This window comes from Flavobacterium niveum (assembly GCF_055231775.1).
In genome coordinates, this window is the sequence record NZ_JBUYSX010000005.1 from 50,765 (window position 1) to 67,518 (window position 16,754).

Below are 16,754 nucleotides of genomic sequence, written 5' to 3' on the forward strand. Positions count from 1 at the left end.
ATATATCCTCGTTGCTATAATTATACACCCATTTTGTGGGAAAGAAAATATTTTTGCTGTGGCTGCAAAATTTTCTTGCGAATATTAAAAACTGTTGTATATTTGCACCCTCATACTGAAACAATAACTACTCGGTTATTATCAGCCTGCGGGTGTGGTGAAATTGGTAGACACGCCAGACTTAGGATCTGGTGCCTCACGGTGTGTAGGTTCGAGTCCTATCACCCGCACAAAAGCCTCTGAAATTCAGGGGCTTTTTTATTTGTAGTTGTTTAGCCACGAATTTCACGAATTACCCTAATTGAAAATGGCTTTTTAAATCAATTTGTGAGAATTATTGAAATTCGTGGCTTTAGACTGCCATAGGCACAAATGTTACCAATAGGTTATAAATCCCAATAAAATTAAGGGTTTTCCGTGTGCAAGCCGTATCTTGCAGGCAGAAGATAATCCTCTTTATTTTTATACCATGGCTTTTAAATCTGATAAAAAATACGACCAACCCATACTGAAATTATACCAGCCCGACGACAGTTATAAAGTACAGCCTTTGCCTAAACCCTCGGATGCATATCCGTACCGCCTGGGTGCTGCCAAGTTTGTAAAGCTGCCGGATGATAAGTTTAGTTTCCAGATGGTAGGCGATACCGGTGGTATGCGCTATCCGGACGGCCAGCAGAAAGTAGCGGCCCAAATGTGCGGGCAGATAGCCGGCAGCGAAGGCGGCGACAGCCCGGCATTCGTGTACCACCTGGGTGATGTGGTGTATCATTTCGGCGAGGCGGAGTATTACGAGAGGCAGTTCTTTGCTCCGTACGGTGGTTACCCCGGCCCGCTGTTTGCCATAGCGGGCAACCACGACAGCGACGTAAACCCGAATAACCCGGTGCCGTATAAAAGCCTGGATGCCTTTGCAGCCGTGTTTTGCGATACCGAAAGCCGCGACATCAGCTTCAGTACAAGCAAAACCCGCAAGAGCATTACCCAGCCCAATGTGTACTGGACGCTGCAAACGCCCCTTGCCAATATCATTGGCCTGCACAGCAACGTGCCGAAATACGGTTTTGTAGACAATGCCCAGCGCAAATGGTTTGTAGAAGAACTAAAGGCTGCGGCAAAAGAACGCCCCGGCAAAATGATACTGGTGTGCATACACCATGCGCCCTATACGGCTGATTTTAACCACGGTTCCAGCCTGCCGATGATAGAAATGCTGGAAGGTGCCTTTGCTGAAAGCGGTGTACTGCCCGATGCGGTGTTTAGCGGTCACGTACACAACTACCAGCGTTTCCATAAAACGTACGGGGATGGTACGGTAGTGCCGTATATAGTGTGCGGTGCGGGTGGTTTTGACGAACTGCATTCGCTGGTATATGAGGGTGACCCATTGTACAGTACAAACAGCCCGCTGCTGGATGGTGTGCAACTGCAAAACTATTGCGATGATAAGCACGGCTTCCTTAAGATAACCCTGGAACGAAAAGGCGAGGGGGTAACCTTGAACGGTGAATATTTTGTGCTGAACAACAAAGATGAAAAGAATACCACTATAGATAGTGTGGATAAGTTTATCGTCTGATTTATAAGCGATTTATTTCAATATACAATCGGCTTCGACCTGCTCCTGACTGTATGTTGAAATAAATCACCGTTTTATATTCGCCTTCACCTCGCTGAAATGGAGTTTCTGGTGGGTGTGCAATACCTCAATAACTTTCTTTACATTCTTCCATTCAAAAAGGCGGATAACAAAAATCCCGAATTTCAGGAAACCTTTGCTTTGGGTTAAAAGTGTACCCAGGTCACTTATTTCAGTGTCGCGCTTCAGGGTAAGGGCATCGTATTTTTGCGCGTCGGCAGCAAGGGTTATAAGGTCGGTTGCAAACAGCCATGCGCCGTCGCGGGCGGTACCCAAACTAAACTGCACCAGCATGGAATTTGAACTGGTGCCGGTAAAACCCAGCACCGATAAAAATGGCGAAACAATATTCAGCTTGTTAATCACGCTGTAGGTTAGCGCGCCCAGTATGTTGTTTATAGAGTTGTAATCGCGGCGTAGCGCATCTACATCGTTCCCTTTTGCGGCAAGTTCTGCTACGGCAATACCTAAGTCGTAATTGATGTGTGCATTCATGCCCAGCAGCAGGTGGTGCAGCACCAAATACGACGAAGCCTCGGCATTCTTAAACGCCACACGCCACGAAGTTGAAACCAGCGGGCTGTTTTTGTCTGACTTCCATTGGCTGTAGGCGTAGAGGTAGCGATTGGCAAACACCACATCCAGCTCTGCCAGGCGGCTGCCGTCTTCAAACAGCTTGTTGTCTATATCTTCCTTAACCTTGCAGGTAACCTTATGGTACAGTGCCGCGAAATACCCCAGCCTGTCGCCAGAACTTTCGCATTGGTGTATGATGTCTTCAAGCTGTGCTATAACACTGTCTATGTCTTGGGCAATCATGGTGGTTGTTGTCATGGTAAGGTGTTGGTTTTTAGTGTTTACCAAATTTAAGGAAAATTGGTAAACAAAAATGGCTGCCTCATGTAAGAGTGCAGCCATCATTATGTTAAGTGGGGCTAAAATTATTGTTTGCCTGCTTCTTTCTGTGCATCCTGCACCATTTTTTCATTTGCAGTAATTGCAAACTCCACACGGCGGTTTTGTGCCCTGCCTTCAGGAGTATCGTTAGTAGCAATTGGGTCAGCTTCACCTTTACCGTCTGTAGCAAAACGCGATGCTGCAAGTCCTTTACCGCCAAGGTAACTTACTACAGATGCTGCACGCTCCTTGCTCAGTTTCAGGTTATATTCATCGCTACCGCTGCTGTCTGTGTAACCAAATATCTGTATGTTGGTGTCAGGGTATTCGTTAAATACCGGTATCAGTTTGTCCAGGTTGGCTTTCGCTTTAGCGGTAAGGGTACTTTTATTAAGGTCAAAGTTTACCGAGTTTTCACCCAGGGTAAGCTTAATACCTTCACCCACACGTTCTACCTGTGCACCCGGAAGCGCAGTTTCTATTTTCTGTGCCTGCTTGTCCATACGGTTGCCTATAACGCCACCGGCTACACCGCCCACGGCACCACCTATAATAGCACCAAGGGCCGTATTGCCGCCTTTGCCAATGTTATTACCCAGTATACCGCCTATTACGGCACCGCCCACAGCACCAATGGCTGCACCACGCTGGGTGTTGTTAGTATTCTTTGCTGCTTCGCAAGAACTGAAACCTATACCGGCTGCAAGAACCGCTGTAAGGGCATATATTTTTAAATTTTTCATGATGTGCCTGGATTAAGTTAAGGGATTAAATTTTAGAAAAGTTATAGGTAACTGCTACGGTTTTACCGCCCACCACTACATTGTCTACCAGTTGGAATGAGCTTTCCGTTTGGTTTTGCATTTTAAGGAAGTAGCCTTCAGTAACACGCTTAGCCTTTTGGCCTTCGGTTATCTTCAGGGTAAAGTCGCCTGTTTTGGTCACCGTCCATACAATAGGACTGGTGAACGAAGGGCAGCCGCCTTTGGCTACGCTCAAAGTACCTTTGTTGTTGTTTGAAATAAAATTCCAGCTGCTGCCCACAAAGCATTGTGAGTCGGCTACGTCAAATGACGTTACTTTAATGTACTCGCTGCCCGGGTAGGTGACGCTGGTTATCGTCCAGTTACCCTTAAGGCCCGATTGCGATTTTTGGTCCAGCGAGCCACATGCTGTAAATAGTGCCAGCATAAGGCATAAAGAAATGATCTTTTTCATGATGAGTCAGTGTTTTTTAGGTAATGTTGCCGGCTCTGGGTATACCGGCCGAATTTTAGTATAAAGGTAATATGCTATGGGGTAAAGATGCAAGTTTTATATTGTTTTTTTAACAGGAAATACGCTAAGAAATTGTAAAATAAAATGTTGGCCTGTATAAAAAAACGTTGATTTTAAAACGAAATCCGCTATTGACATCCACTAACTACTGCCGATTAAATTTTTCTTAAATCGCTTTAGCTTTAACAATTGTGTGATACAGGATTAGTTTTTGTGCCAATTTGTCACAACGTCTGTTTTGGTATTTATTTTGAATGCATCGATTGCGTAAAAACAATTAAACATAACAATAAGATATATGGCAACAGGAAAAATTAATGTTTCGGTAGAAAACATCTTCCCGCTGATTAAAAAATTCCTTTACAGCGACCACGAAATTTTCCTTCGTGAGTTGGTGAGCAACGCTACAGATGCCACCCTGAAGCTGAAACACCTTACCAACATTGGCGAGGCTAAAGTAGAATACGGCAACCCCATTATTGAAGTACAGGTAGACAAAGACAACAAGCAAATCCGTATCATCGACCAGGGGCTTGGTATGACTGGCGAAGAAGTGGAAAAGTACATCAACCAGGTGGCTTTTTCAGGTGCCGAAGAATTCCTTGAAAAATATAAAGACTCTGCCAAAGATTCAGGCATTATAGGCCACTTCGGCCTTGGTTTCTACTCGGCCTTTATGGTGGCAGAAAAAGTGGAAATCATCACCAAATCATACAAAGACGAACCGGCAGTACACTGGATATGCGACGGCAGCCCTGAGTTTACGCTGGAACCGGCCGATAAAACCACACGCGGTACCGAGATTATCCTGAACATTGCTGAAGATTCTTTGGAGTTTCTGGAAGAGTATAAAATCCGTGAGCTGCTTACCAAATACAATAAATTTATGCCGGTGCCTATTAAATTTGGCACAACGACAGAAACACTTCCAAAACCGGAAGACGCAGGCGACGACTACGTAGCCGAGACCGTGGAAGTTGACAACATCATCAACAACCCGAGCCCGGCCTGGACCAAACAGCCTGCCGACCTTACCGATGAGGATTACAAAGCTTTTTACCACGAGCTGTACCCTACCCAGTTTGAAGAGCCGCTGTTTAACATCCACCTGAATGTGGACTATCCGTTTAACCTGACAGGTATATTGTACTTCCCGAAACTTTCGGCCGATCTACAGGTGCAGAAAGACAAAATACAGCTGTACCAAAACCAGGTATTTGTAACCGATAACGTAGAGGGTATAGTGCCGGAATTCCTTACCATGCTGCGCGGTGTGATAGACAGCCCGGACATTCCGCTGAACGTATCGCGTTCGTACCTTCAGGCCGATGGAGCAGTAAAAAAGATAAGCAACTACATTACCCGTAAGGTAGCTGATAAGCTGAAGTCACTTTTCGGTGACAACCGCGAAGACTTTGAACAAAAATGGAACGACATTAAGATAGTATTGGAATACGGTATGCTTAGCGAGCCGAAGTTCTACGAAAAGGCAGGCGCTTTTGTACTGTACCCTACTGTAGACGGCAAATTCTACACCCTTGACGAGCTTAAGGAGCAGTTTGCCGCCAACCAAACGGACAAAGACGGTAAGCTGGTGGCGCTTTATGCATCTGACAAGGATGCACAGCACAGCTACATTGCTGCCGCTAAAGATAAAGGTTATGAAGTGCTGCTACTGGACAGCCCTATCGTTTCGCACCTTATCCAGAAACTGGAGGCAGACAACGAGAAGCTTACCTTTGCCCGTGTGGATGCCGACCATATTGACAGGCTGATACAAAAAGACGAGGAGCAGATTTCGAAGCTTAGCGAAGACGAGAAAACCAAGCTGAAAGAAGCTGTAGAAACCGTAGTGCCTAAGGCTACCTACACCGTACAGCTTGAGGCTATGGACAGCGCTGCGGCTCCGTTTATCATTACCCAGCCCGAGTTTATGCGCCGTATGAAGGACATGAGCAAAAGCGGTGGCGGCGGTATGTTCGGTATGGGTAACTTCCCTGATATGTACAACCTGGTAGTGAATACTAACAGCAACCTGGCCGGCAACATCATTGCCACAGAAGACACCACACACCGTGAAGACCTGATAAGGCAGGCGCTGGACCTGGCCAAGCTAAGCCAGAACTTACTGAAAGGTGAGGAGCTTACAGCGTTTGTTAAGAGGAGCTTTGAGCTGATTAAATAAGATTGTTGGATTGTTGGAATCTTAGATTTTTAGACAATGGGACGTGAGATAATAGATGATAGATGCTCACTCAATTATACAAACCTGTGGCTGAAAGGCTGCAGGTTTTTTTGTTATATTTGGAGTATGAAACAGGAACTCCGTATCATCCAGAGCGATTTACTACAGCCCTACAGGGAACTGTTTAATAAAGATACGGAAGCTACATTTCTAAAATTGACGGAGAGCGAACTCTCTACAGGCTCGTTCAGTTTTTACGCATCTGTCTCGGCAGTTTTTTCTTCAAAGATTGAAGGGGAAAATATAGAACTTGACAGTTTTATAAAGCACAAATGCTTCGGGGCGCACTTTCAGCCGGATTATACCCAAAAGATTGATGATTTGTATAGTGCTTACCAATTTGCTGCCGAAAATCCCCTTACACCGGATAATATACTGCTGGCACATGCCCTGCTTACAAAAAACATACTGCACCCGTCACAGCAGGGGCGCTATAGGAACAGCCCTATGTTTGTGGTGACTGACGATGGCAGGATAGAATATGTGGCAGCTGAACCGGCTATAGTTACTGCTGAAATGGGAAAATTTCACCACGACCTGAATATTCTCGTAAATACTGAACTCTCTTTTAGTGAGGTGTTTTTTTATGTCGCAATGCTGCACCTTGTTTTTGTGAAGATCCACCCGTTTGAAGACGGCAACGGACGCATGGCACGGCTGCTTGAAAAATGGTTCCTTGCAGAAAAACTTGGCACTAAGGCCTGGTTTGTACAATCTGAAAAAAACTATTATAACAACCATAAAACCTATTACACTAACCTAAGGGCACTGGGGTTGGAGTACCCGGAGCTTGATTATAACAAGGCGCTGCCATTTTTGAAGATGCTTCCGACTGCTTTGAAAGACTTTGATGCGTAAGGTAATAGGCGTTCATTCAATTACAAGAAACCTGTGGCTGAAAGGCTGCAGGTTTTTTGTTTATATTTGGATTTAAATCAACCGCTATGATCATCTTTCCTATAATCATTTGCCTTGCCATATTTGCCGTTTCGGTTATGTTTATAATACGTTCCGGGGATAAAATGACCGATGGCGAATTCAGTAAATACCTGCAATCCAATAAATACAAAGCAATAATCGTAGCGGTACTCGCTGCTGTTTGTATCATTGCAGCCATAATACGAAAGGCTCTCCATCATTAGGCTTTAAAACTTAGGGATTTGGAGGCTAAAAAAGGCAAGCCCCGGGAAACCGAAACTTCCGCGGGGCCTTACCAACCTAAAATCTGATATGAAAAATAGCACTTATTTGCGCAGTGCTGTATGTTTCAGCAGTAGGGGAGCAGTTGTTTAGAACATACCGCCACCGCCCTGCTTGGTATTATCTTCGCGCATTTTGCGTTGCATAGCCCTGTTTTTACCCGAACCGAACATATAGTTCAGCCCGAAGTATACCGTGCGGCTTTCCCAACGGAATTCACCCTCTTGCGGGAATGGGTTGTTGCCGTTAAACCCGTAGCGCATGTTTTTAAACATATCGCTAAAGCGCAGGCTTATGGTCATTTTATTATCCAGTAGCGTATAGCGTGCGCCACTGTCTACCTTATACATTTCGTGGCTCCTGCTCTGTACGCCGTTTACAGGCCCGCGGTAAAACCCGAAAAGCAGGAAGCTAAGGCGCTGGTTTACCCTGAAGTTACTGTTCATTCGTGCGTTAAAGGCATTGGCATCAATCCTTCGGTTTACAAAGTCAAATTCCGTATCGCTGCCGTCTACCAGTACCGCTACTATACCCTGCTGCGAAATGCTGCTGAAGTCGATAGCAGGCTGTATATCCCACCATTTGGTAATCTTATAGTTTGCCGAAATCTCAAAACCATACGAGTTGTTGTGGCCAAAGTTGGCATAGCTCATAATAAGGTCCTGGGTGTTTGGCGTAGTTTCGTCCGGGTAAATCACACGGTTGATTTCGTTATTAATAAGCCTGTAAAACACACCTCCGGTTATAGATGAGCCCTGCCCAAACATGCGGGTGTAGTTGGCCTCTATAGAGTTGGTAAACTGCGGCTCCAGCCTTTGGTTGCCCAATGATGTAAACTGCGGAGTACTGAACTCCCTTATCGGTTTGGTCTGCTCCAGGCTCGGGCGGTCTACGCGTCGGCTGTAGCTCATTTGTACGGTGCTTTTGTCGCTTAATGCATATGATGCAAACGCCGATGGGTACACGGTAAAATATTTGTTTTCGAAAGTAGTGTCGCCGTTGTTAAAGTCGGCATTAGCCTTATAATGCTCACCACGAAGGCCCAACTGGTAGCTGAACTTATCAAACTTTTGCCCGAAAGTAGCGTACAGCGAGTAAATGTCGTTGTCATAGCTGTACACCGAGTTTTGCAGTGCCGGGTTTTCCAGTACGCGTGTAGTCTGGTATTCGTTGTCGCTGCGTATAATGCGGGCTTCGGCACCGGCTTCAAGCGTGGTCTTGTCGTTAATTGGGTTTACATAATCCAAGTTGGCCGTTACGTTCTTGCGCTTGTCCAGCACATCGTCGTTATAATATACAGGATCGGTTGCGCCGGTAGTAGTGGCATAATCGGCATCCTGGGTGCTTTTCACCGTGTTGTAGTTGGCTTCAAAATCAAGATTATGGCCTTCCTTTTCAAACTTGTGCTTAAACGCAAGGTTGTACGTGTTGTTGTGGTTGTCGCTGTCTATGGCGTTCCTCTGTATGATGTTGTCAAAAGGACTGCCGGCAGGGTAGGTGATGTCACTATCTACCGAAGCTTCGCCTGTACCCTGGTTTTGGTTGGTATATACCGAAAGCGTATTGAAATCGTTGATGTAGTAGTCCATACCCAACTTGGCCAAAAAGCCGGTATTGTCGTTCATAACATCTATAAGGGTTTCACCGCCGGTATCAAAACGATTTACGCGCCCACCGTTAAAATACTTACCGCCGTTAGTACCGCCATTGGCAAAGAAGTTCACCTTACCGGTACGGTAGTTCATATCCAGAGAGTTGTTGTATTTTGGGGTTTCACCAAAGGTAAGGCCTGCGTTAAAACTGCCGTTAAAGCCGTCGTTAGCGTTTTTGTTCAGGATGATGTTGATGATACCGCTCATACCTTCAGGGTTGTACTTGGCGCTTGGGCTGGTTATCAGCTCTATCTTTTTTATGGATGTAGACGGAATCTGTTTCAGCAACGTTGCGGCATCTATGGTGGTAGGGCGTCCGTCTATAAGTACACGTACGTTCTGGTTGCCACGAAGCGATATGTTACCGTCCTGGTCCACGTTTACCGATGGAATGTTGTTCATTATTTCGCTGGCAGTAGCACCGGCGGTAGTAAGGTCGCGCCCCACAGTTATTACCTTGCGGTCTATTTTTTGTTCTATGGTGCTGGTTTCCTTTACAATCTCTACGGTATCCAGTGTGGTGGCCTCTTCGGTAAGGGCTATGGTGCCCAGGTTTACCGATGGTTTGCCCTCGGTAAGCGTGGCGGTTACCGTCTGGGTTTTATATCCCATAAATATTATCTCTACCGTGTAGGCTTTTACTGGCAGGTTTTTTATGTTGAAGTCACCCTCATCTGTAGCTACGTCACTGGCTACGGTAGTGCCATTATCCTTAACGATAACACTAACGTAAGGCAGGGGCTGTTTCGAGGTTTTGTCGGTAATTTTTCCGGAGATGCTGCCTTTGGTTTGGGCAGTAAGGGTCATGATGCTGCCAAATAGCAGCACCAACAGTACATTTAATTTCATTTTTCGTTTTTTAATTCTCACTACGGCACATTTTCACCTGCCGCAGCGCAATGATGATTGACCTCTATATGACTAATGCCTTTTTGTTTTGTTACACATTTTCCTAAACTTTTTTCAGTAAAAAGTTATATGGTTGTGTTGCAGATGGTTTGTTTTATGGAGATAATCCACTTTCGGGAGAATTTTTCCTGCGAAGGTACGAAGGTGCGAAGTTTGGGCTGTAAAGTAATTTGGGTAAGGCTTTCGTAATAGCGTTGAAACTGAAAACTGTATTAAGCGATTTCCTCAATGGAAACCTCACCTTCCTGTTCAAAAAGGAACGCGTAAATACGGTTGTACAGCCTGTCATCATGCAGGCGGTGCCCCATGCCTTTGGTGGCAATGAATTTGGCGTTGGTATAGGCTTTGGCAATACGCAGCCCTTCCGAAAATGCTACCGTTTCATCTTCGCGGTCGTGTACTATAAGGCCGGGAACGTCAATTTTACGGGCAAAGGCCGCCGCCGAAAACGCCATAGGATCCAGCCCGAAACGGTCGGTACAATGCTTTTTCAGGTTTTTAAAGATGCGTTTGTTCAGGCCCAGCGTTTTGCGGTAGTTGTTCAGTACAATGGTCAGTTCGCTGGGAGCGCCCAGTACCACCATTTTTTCTATGTACGGGTTAGGGTAGTGCGCCTGGGTATACAATACCGTAGCCCCGCCGAGTGAATGGCCCACGAGGTATTGCGGCTGGTATTTCTGTATCAGTACATTTACATATTCGGCATAGCGTGGAATAGTGTACTCCTTCCCGTCCGACAAACCGTGAGCAGGAGCGTCAAGTGCAATGATGGTGCATCCGGCTTTGCGAAGGTAGCTTATCAATAGTTTCCAGCGGGCGGAGTTGCTTTCCCAGCCATGTACCAGCAATACTTTGGTGTCATTACCCTGCCATATATACGTCTGGAAGTTTCCGCCGTTGTGCAGTATGGTCTCTAATTCCGCTTCGCGCAAAATCCCGGGCAGGTCGTCACGCTTCAGTTGGCCATAAAGCGGCTTGCTGAAGTAGCGGTAGGCCAGCGCCGTGGCTTTGGCAGGCGCTATGTAGCTAAGCAGGTTAATGCTTAGCCCCAGTAGTTTTGCAACGATTTTAGCAACAATAGGAGGCATGCGGGGTAGGGTAGTAAAAACAAAGCCCCCTTTCGGAGGCTTGTGTGTTATTTAGATGCTTGCAAAAAGCTGTTCCATTTTTTCTTTTTCCTCATCGGCAAGAGAACTGTCTACAAGGATGCGTCCACTGTGCTCGTCTGTAAGTATTTTTTTACGGGCGGCAATTTCCATTTGCGTTTGCGGCGGAATGGTAAAGAACGAACCTGCACTGGCACCCCTTTCTATAGATACTACAGCAAGGCCGTTGCGTACGCTTCCTCGAATGCGGTCGTAAGCGGCAAGAAGCCTGGCTTCAATCTGGTCGCGGTATTCTTTAGACTTTTCTATAAGGAAGTTTTCTTCTTTTTCAGTCTCGGCCATTATGGCATCAAGCTCAGATTTTTTGTGCTCAAGGTGTGTTTTCTTACCGTCAAGCTTTTCCTGGCTCTGGCCTATGGTTTCTTTTTTGTGCTCTATAGAAGCCTTCATTTCCTTAATGTGCTTTTCAGCAAGCTGTATTTCCAGTTCCTGGAACTCTACCTCTTTGGTAAGGGAATTGAATTCACGGTTGTTGCGCACGTTTTTTTGCTGCTCCGTATATTTTTTTATAGCCGTTTTGTGATCTTCTATAGCCGTTTTCTTGGTCTTTATCTGCTCTTCGATGCTTTCAAGGTCGGTTTTCAGCTTGTCAAGCCTGGTGCTAAGCCCTGCTACTTCATCTTCAAGGTCTTCCACTTCCAGCGGAAGTTCTCCCCTTACACTCCTGATTTCATCAACCCTTGAGTCGATTAACTGTAAATCATAAAGTGCTCTTAACTTTTCTTCAACGCTTAGTTCCTTAATGTTAGCCATAATTTTGTAAATGCTTATAACAGAGTTTTTATTTCTTCAGATAAAATGAATGCAAAATTATAAAATTTTTTGGTTCTGTAACGAACTATCTTTTATTTTGTTGCGCCTTATACTTCGTGTTGAAGTTTTTGGCGTTTTATAACCCACCAATTTATCATTATGGACATTGAGCGCCAACTAAGGCTTGCTAAACAGGAAGCCGACGCAGGCTTGAAACAAAAGGCTATCCTCCGCCTTAAAAACATCATCAATGTGTATCCTGATGATTTGCGTGCACGCGAAAATTTAGCAGAACTCTACTATAAATCAGGCTTTGCCGATATGGCCGGGCTTCACTGGCTGCTTTGCATCCCAAATGATTCCCGTGAGGCATGCATCAATCTATACATGAAGAGTGTTAATTATTCTACCCGGCAGGCACTTAAAGACCTTAAGTATCGCGGGAATGAAGAAAACCTGCCCATATATGCAAGAGAAAGGATTGAAAAGCTAAAAAAGGAAACAGAACCGATAACTCTTAAAAGTTATAAAAAGCACCTGAATATCCCGCCAAGGGATGAATCGGGGCTACAAATTAAAGAACGTCTGTATGCTTTTGGCTGCCTGATTATCGCCTTAATTTTACTGCTGACTTTCGTTATGGGTGTAGTAACCGTTTTCACTGAGGCAAAGAAGCTGCTTCAGTAGTAAAAAACATTTGATTACTGCCGTATCAAAATAAAGTTGTATCATTACACCGTAATTGCAACAAACAGTATATAACTTTTAAAATTTTATAATCAACTTCAATGAAAATCAAAAACCTTTTGCTGATAGCTTTCATAGCTGTTATGGCAGTGGCTTGCGGCCCGAAAGAACCTAAGGAAATCATCCAGAAAAAATGGACGCTGGACGCCATAGATACTACCGAACTGATTAAAAAACTACCGCCGGAGCAGGTGGAAATGTTCAAGAAAATGTTTGGTGAGGTTATGGGTAAACTGAAAGGTAAAGCTACCCAGGATTTTAAGGCTGAAGGCAAATACCAGTCGTACACTATGGGGCCAGACAACCAATGGAAAACTGTAGACGGCACATGGGCGCTGAGCGAGGATAATAAAACGCTGACAATTACCAGCAGCGAAAGGCCGGAAGTATACACTGTAAAGGAAATAACTAACGAGCACCTGTCGCTGGAAGCTGAAGGGCTTGTAATGAAGTTTGTTCCTAAAGAATAAGTAAAGCCTGGACTATAATAAAAAAATCCCAACCGCGAGGTTGGGATTTTTTTATCTCAGCAATTCTACTTTTTTCAGGGTATGGTTGGTTATTTTAGCGTCTTTGTCCTGTACACTTATATTTATTTCTGCCGGTTTGTTTTCCCCGAACAACCCGATTAATTTACACCAGCCCTCTATTGTTATTTTAGAAGTGTCCTGCCCGTTTATCGCGGTAATTACCATACCTGCGGTAAGGCCTTTGATATGGGCTTCCGTGCCTTCCCACACCACGCTTACTACCAGTTTATTGTTTGTAAATAATGGTGAAAACCCAAATGATGCATACCGGTCTTTGTTGTCTATTGTTTTTTTAGGGAGGTAAATGCGGTGTTCTTTCCAGTTAAACACTACTTCACCAAAGCTTTTAAACACCTCATTCCCTACAATGAACACCTCGGCATCGTCTATGTCTGCGATGGGATTCAGGAGAATATGGTGCCTGTCAAAAATATACACGCTGTCTAAAAGCCCCAGGTATTTCTCTTTATACTCAGGGTTAAACAGCGTAACCGAATTAGTGCCGTAGCCTTTTCTGTACGGGCGTTCGTGTCCTTTCCTTACATCAAAATATACACTGTCTGGCATCGACAATCCGGCGTTACTGCCTGTATCCATAAGCATGGCTACCCGGTACTGGCCCGTATCCATTTTTAGTATTGGCGTACCCACAAAATTTTCCGTAAAATCTATGGGATGCATGCCTTCAGAAGGTTTTATTTCCCGGTCTGAAAACGTGAGCTGCCCATTAACATAATCTATCTTCCAGTAACAACTGCGAATTATGTTAGTACCCAAAAGGCCGTCTATTTTTTGGCACAAAGCATCTTCAAACTTTTTCATCTCACCGGTAATTACCGCTACATCTTTAAAGTCAATCCCGGCTATATTGATGCTGGGTATTTTATAAAAGTCACCCCGTTTCTCAATACCTGCTGCATCCTTAAGGTTGCCTTCAAACAGCACAGGCAGTTTCAGCTCTGCCGCTATTTCCTCAGACACTACAGTACTGGCACCGGTGTCCAATATAAAATTATAGGTTTTTCCTTTAATGGTAAGCGGGACAAGGATGTGCTTTTTAGGCCTGCTATCAAACGGTATGGTTTTTACAAATTTCTTTTGTACAGGCCTGGCAGAAAAAAGGTGCTTTTCCAGGTTAGCATACGCTTGTTTTTCTGCCGGGGTTTGCTGTGCCAAAGCAAATACAGGCAATAAAACAAAAAATAAAAGGTATTTCATTATAATTGGTTTTAGTAAATATAACAAAAAACTTACTGTCTCAGGTAGGGAATAAAGTCCCGGAAAATATAAACAGCAATCTGTAAAGACTGCTGTTTATAGTGAAGAAGATATGTTTCCTATCGTAGTAATTCTACCCGCTTCAGGACGTGTTCGGTTATTTTACCCTCTTTATCCTGGGCGCTTACTTTTATTTCGGCAGGTTTGTTATATCCAAAAACGTCCAGCAGTCCACACCACGCATCGTGGGTTATGTTAGTAGTATCCTGCCCGTTTACCGCCGTAATTACACTACCTACCGCAAGCCCCTGTGCATAGGCTTCGCTGCCCTGCCACACTACGCTTACCACCACTTTATTATTTATGAACAATGGGGAAAAGCCAAATGAAGCATATTTGTCTTTACTGGTTACCGTTTTTTCAGGCAGGTAGAGGCGGTGTTTTTTCCAGTCGAGTACCATTTCGCCGAAGTCTTTAAAAACCTCATTGCCTATAAGGAAGGTATCGGCGTGGTCTACATCGGTAAGCGGATCCAGGATAAGATGGCGCTTGTTACCCACATAAACGCTGTCTAAAAGCCCAATGTATTTTTCTTTATGGCTGTTTTCATAAAGCGTAACGGTAGTAGTACCAAACCCTTTTTTAAAAGGGCGCTCGTGGTTTTTCCTTGCCCTGAAGTACAGGCTGTCCGGTATAGACAGCGCTTTAGAGTACCCGGTATCCATAAACATTTCTACGCGGTATCTGCCCATATGCAGTTCCAGCAACGGCGTTCCCGAAAAATTCTCCCTAAAATCTACGGCATACATACCTTTAGCGGGCTTTATTTGCCTGTCTGAAAAAGTGAGCTGCCCGTTGTTGTAGTCTACCTTCCAGTAGCAACTGCGGAGTATGTTGGTACCCAGCAGCCCGTCTATGTGTACGCACAGCACATCGTCAAACTTTTTCATATCGCCTGCCACTACGGCTACGTTTTCAAAATCAATTCCCGCCATCTGTATACCGGGAAGGTTATAAAAAATTTCTTCCTGTACAGAACCCGCGCCGTCTTGGAGTGTATTAGTAAACAAGGCTGTCAAAGCCAGTTCTTTGGCTATTTCACGAGAGACGATAGTAGTAGCGCCGGTGTCAAACAAAAAATGATAGGTTTTCCCATTAATGATTACAGGGACTATAATCTGGTTGTTGGGCTCATAGCTGAATGGTATGGTTTTCTCAAATTTCTTTTGTACCGGCCTAGTAGAAAAAAGGTACTTGTCACGGTTGGCCAGGGCTTGTTTTTCGGCAGGTGTCTGCGCCAAAACAAGTGCCGGCAACAGCAACATAAATAAAAGGTATTTCATAATAATTGGTTTTGGTAAATATAGTAAAAAGCTTGCTATTGCTGGTGTAAAACGATATTTAACCTCTACTTAGTGTGTTCACAACAAACAAAAAAGGCAATCTGTAATAGACTGCCTTTCCTGTATTTTTGTATGTATAAGTTAACAATTATTTCGCCCTGCGCATTTCCCTTGCCAATAGCGTGTTCTTCAGCAGCATGGCAATGGTCATAGGGCCTACACCGCCCGGTACCGGGGTAATGTAGCTGGCTTTTTTGCTTACATTGTCAAAATCCACGTCGCCTACAATTTTGTAGCCTTTTTCGGTGGTTTCATCTACAACGCGGGTAATGCCCACGTCAATGATTACCACATCGTCCTTCACCATTTCGGCTTTCAGGTAGTTTGGTACACCAAGGGCAGTAATGATAATGTCGGCCTGTGTGGTTATCTGGTTAATGTTTTTGGTATGGCTGTGCGTAAGGGTTACGGTACTGTTGCCAGGGAAGCCCTTGCGGCCCATAAGGATGCTCATAGGGCGGCCTACAATGTGGCTGCGGCCTATAACCACGGTATGTTTACCTGCGGTTTCTACATTATAACGCTCTAAAAGCTCCAGGATGCCAAATGGTGTAGCAGGTATAAACGTACTCATATCCAGCGCCATTTTACCAAAGTTCTCAGGGTGGAAACCATCCACGTCCTTGCTTGGGTCTACCGCCATAAGTACTTTCTGCTCGTCGATTTGCTTAGGCAACGGAAGCTGTACTATGAAACCGTCTATGTTATCGTCCTGGTTTAGCTCCTCTATTTTTTTAAGCAGCTCCACCTCACTTATCGTAGCCGGAAGTTTTATCAGTGTGCTTTCAAAACCTATGCGCTCGCAGGCTTTTACCTTACTGCCTACGTAGGTAAGGCTGGCACCGTCGTTACCCACAAGCACTGCAGCCAGGTGAGGTACCTTTTCGCCACGCTCCTTCATTTTTGCCACTTCCGCAGCAATCTCGTTCTTAATGTCTTCAGAGACCTTTTTTCCGTCCAGTAGTGTCATTCTTATTGTTTCAGGTTTAAAGTTTAAAGTTTCAAGTTACTTACTCGAATTCTAAAAACCAGTAGTTACTTATTGTGTGTTGTTGTGTTTTTTTTTGTTTAAAGTTTAAGGTTTAAAGTTACCTACTCGGTCGGCTAAGCTGTACGG

Annotated in this window: 15 protein-coding genes and 1 tRNA gene; 7 read left to right on the forward strand and 9 right to left on the reverse strand. The window is 44.7% G+C overall.

Going from position 1 to position 16,754, the window contains the following annotated elements; all coding sequences use genetic code 11:
* Positions 1-148: 148 nt before the first annotated feature.
* Both ACZIX4_RS13300 and ACZIX4_RS13305 read left to right on the forward strand, forming a co-directional pair.
* Positions 149-230 (forward strand) — tRNA-Leu (locus ACZIX4_RS13300).
* 239 nt (positions 231-469) lie between these two features.
* Positions 470-1,579: a metallophosphoesterase family protein gene (locus ACZIX4_RS13305; RefSeq protein ID WP_463336133.1), complete on the forward strand. Its 1,110-nt coding sequence runs from the start codon at positions 470-472 to the stop codon at positions 1,577-1,579.
* A 66-nt stretch (positions 1,580-1,645) separates the two neighbouring features.
* Here the strand turns inward: ACZIX4_RS13305 and ACZIX4_RS13310 are convergent, their stop codons facing one another.
* The 3 genes from ACZIX4_RS13310 to ACZIX4_RS13320 form a co-directional block, all read right to left on the reverse strand.
* Entirely contained in the window at positions 1,646-2,473 is an 828-nt protein-coding gene (locus tag ACZIX4_RS13310) for a DUF5995 family protein (RefSeq protein ID WP_463336134.1), read from the reverse strand.
* A gap of 107 nt (positions 2,474-2,580) precedes the next feature.
* Positions 2,581-3,279, reverse strand: coding sequence for an OmpA family protein (locus ACZIX4_RS13315; RefSeq protein WP_463336135.1), 699 nt, complete (start codon positions 3,277-3,279; stop codon positions 2,581-2,583).
* A gap of 25 nt (positions 3,280-3,304) precedes the next feature.
* Complete coding sequence (locus tag ACZIX4_RS13320; protein WP_463336136.1) at positions 3,305-3,754, reverse strand: lipocalin family protein; 450 nt, start codon at positions 3,752-3,754, stop codon at positions 3,305-3,307.
* Between the two features lie 358 nt (positions 3,755-4,112).
* Here ACZIX4_RS13320 and htpG point away from each other — a divergent pair, with 358 nt between their 5' ends.
* From htpG to ACZIX4_RS13335, 3 genes are all read left to right on the forward strand, one after another.
* Positions 4,113-5,999, forward strand: coding sequence for a molecular chaperone HtpG (gene htpG / locus ACZIX4_RS13325; protein WP_463336137.1), 1,887 nt, complete (start codon positions 4,113-4,115; stop codon positions 5,997-5,999).
* A 126-nt stretch (positions 6,000-6,125) separates the two neighbouring features.
* Positions 6,126-6,917 (forward strand): Fic family protein, encoded by a 792-nt coding sequence (locus ACZIX4_RS13330; RefSeq protein WP_463336138.1) that lies wholly within the window; start codon positions 6,126-6,128, stop codon positions 6,915-6,917.
* Between the two features lie 86 nt (positions 6,918-7,003).
* On the forward strand, positions 7,004-7,201 hold the full coding sequence (locus ACZIX4_RS13335) for a hypothetical protein (RefSeq protein ID WP_463336139.1): 198 nt from the start codon (positions 7,004-7,006) through the stop codon (positions 7,199-7,201).
* 147 nt (positions 7,202-7,348) lie between these two features.
* Here the strand turns inward: ACZIX4_RS13335 and ACZIX4_RS13340 are convergent, their stop codons facing one another.
* From ACZIX4_RS13340 to ACZIX4_RS13350, 3 genes are all read right to left on the reverse strand, one after another.
* Entirely contained in the window at positions 7,349-9,760 is a 2,412-nt protein-coding gene (locus tag ACZIX4_RS13340) for a TonB-dependent receptor (protein WP_463336140.1), read from the reverse strand.
* 272 nt (positions 9,761-10,032) lie between these two features.
* A complete protein-coding gene (locus ACZIX4_RS13345) occupies positions 10,033-10,908 on the reverse strand; it encodes an alpha/beta hydrolase (protein ID WP_463336141.1) in 876 nt (291 codons plus the stop codon).
* Between the two features lie 51 nt (positions 10,909-10,959).
* Positions 10,960-11,739, reverse strand: a complete 780-nt coding sequence (locus tag ACZIX4_RS13350) for a zinc ribbon domain-containing protein (protein ID WP_463336142.1) — start codon at positions 11,737-11,739, stop codon at positions 10,960-10,962.
* 159 nt (positions 11,740-11,898) lie between these two features.
* Here ACZIX4_RS13350 and ACZIX4_RS13355 point away from each other — a divergent pair, with 159 nt between their 5' ends.
* Both ACZIX4_RS13355 and ACZIX4_RS13360 read left to right on the forward strand, forming a co-directional pair.
* Entirely contained in the window at positions 11,899-12,426 is a 528-nt protein-coding gene (locus ACZIX4_RS13355; protein ID WP_463336143.1) for a DUF6584 family protein, read from the forward strand.
* 101 nt (positions 12,427-12,527) lie between these two features.
* Complete coding sequence (locus ACZIX4_RS13360; protein WP_463336144.1) at positions 12,528-12,956, forward strand: lipocalin-like domain-containing protein; 429 nt, start codon at positions 12,528-12,530, stop codon at positions 12,954-12,956.
* Positions 12,957-13,007: 51 nt separating this feature from the next.
* Here ACZIX4_RS13360 and ACZIX4_RS13365 read toward each other — a convergent pair whose 3' ends face one another.
* The 3 genes from ACZIX4_RS13365 to ACZIX4_RS13375 form a co-directional block, all read right to left on the reverse strand.
* The gene (locus ACZIX4_RS13365; RefSeq protein WP_463336145.1) at positions 13,008-14,234 is read right to left on the reverse strand and encodes a retropepsin-like aspartic protease; all 1,227 of its coding nucleotides are present in this window, start codon (positions 14,232-14,234) and stop codon (positions 13,008-13,010) included.
* Between the two features lie 119 nt (positions 14,235-14,353).
* On the reverse strand, positions 14,354-15,577 hold the full coding sequence (locus ACZIX4_RS13370) for an aspartyl protease family protein (RefSeq protein ID WP_463336146.1): 1,224 nt from the start codon (positions 15,575-15,577) through the stop codon (positions 14,354-14,356).
* 148 nt (positions 15,578-15,725) lie between these two features.
* On the reverse strand, positions 15,726-16,607 hold the full coding sequence (locus tag ACZIX4_RS13375; RefSeq protein ID WP_463336147.1) for a bifunctional 5,10-methylenetetrahydrofolate dehydrogenase/5,10-methenyltetrahydrofolate cyclohydrolase: 882 nt from the start codon (positions 16,605-16,607) through the stop codon (positions 15,726-15,728).
* Positions 16,608-16,754: the final 147 nt, after the last annotated feature.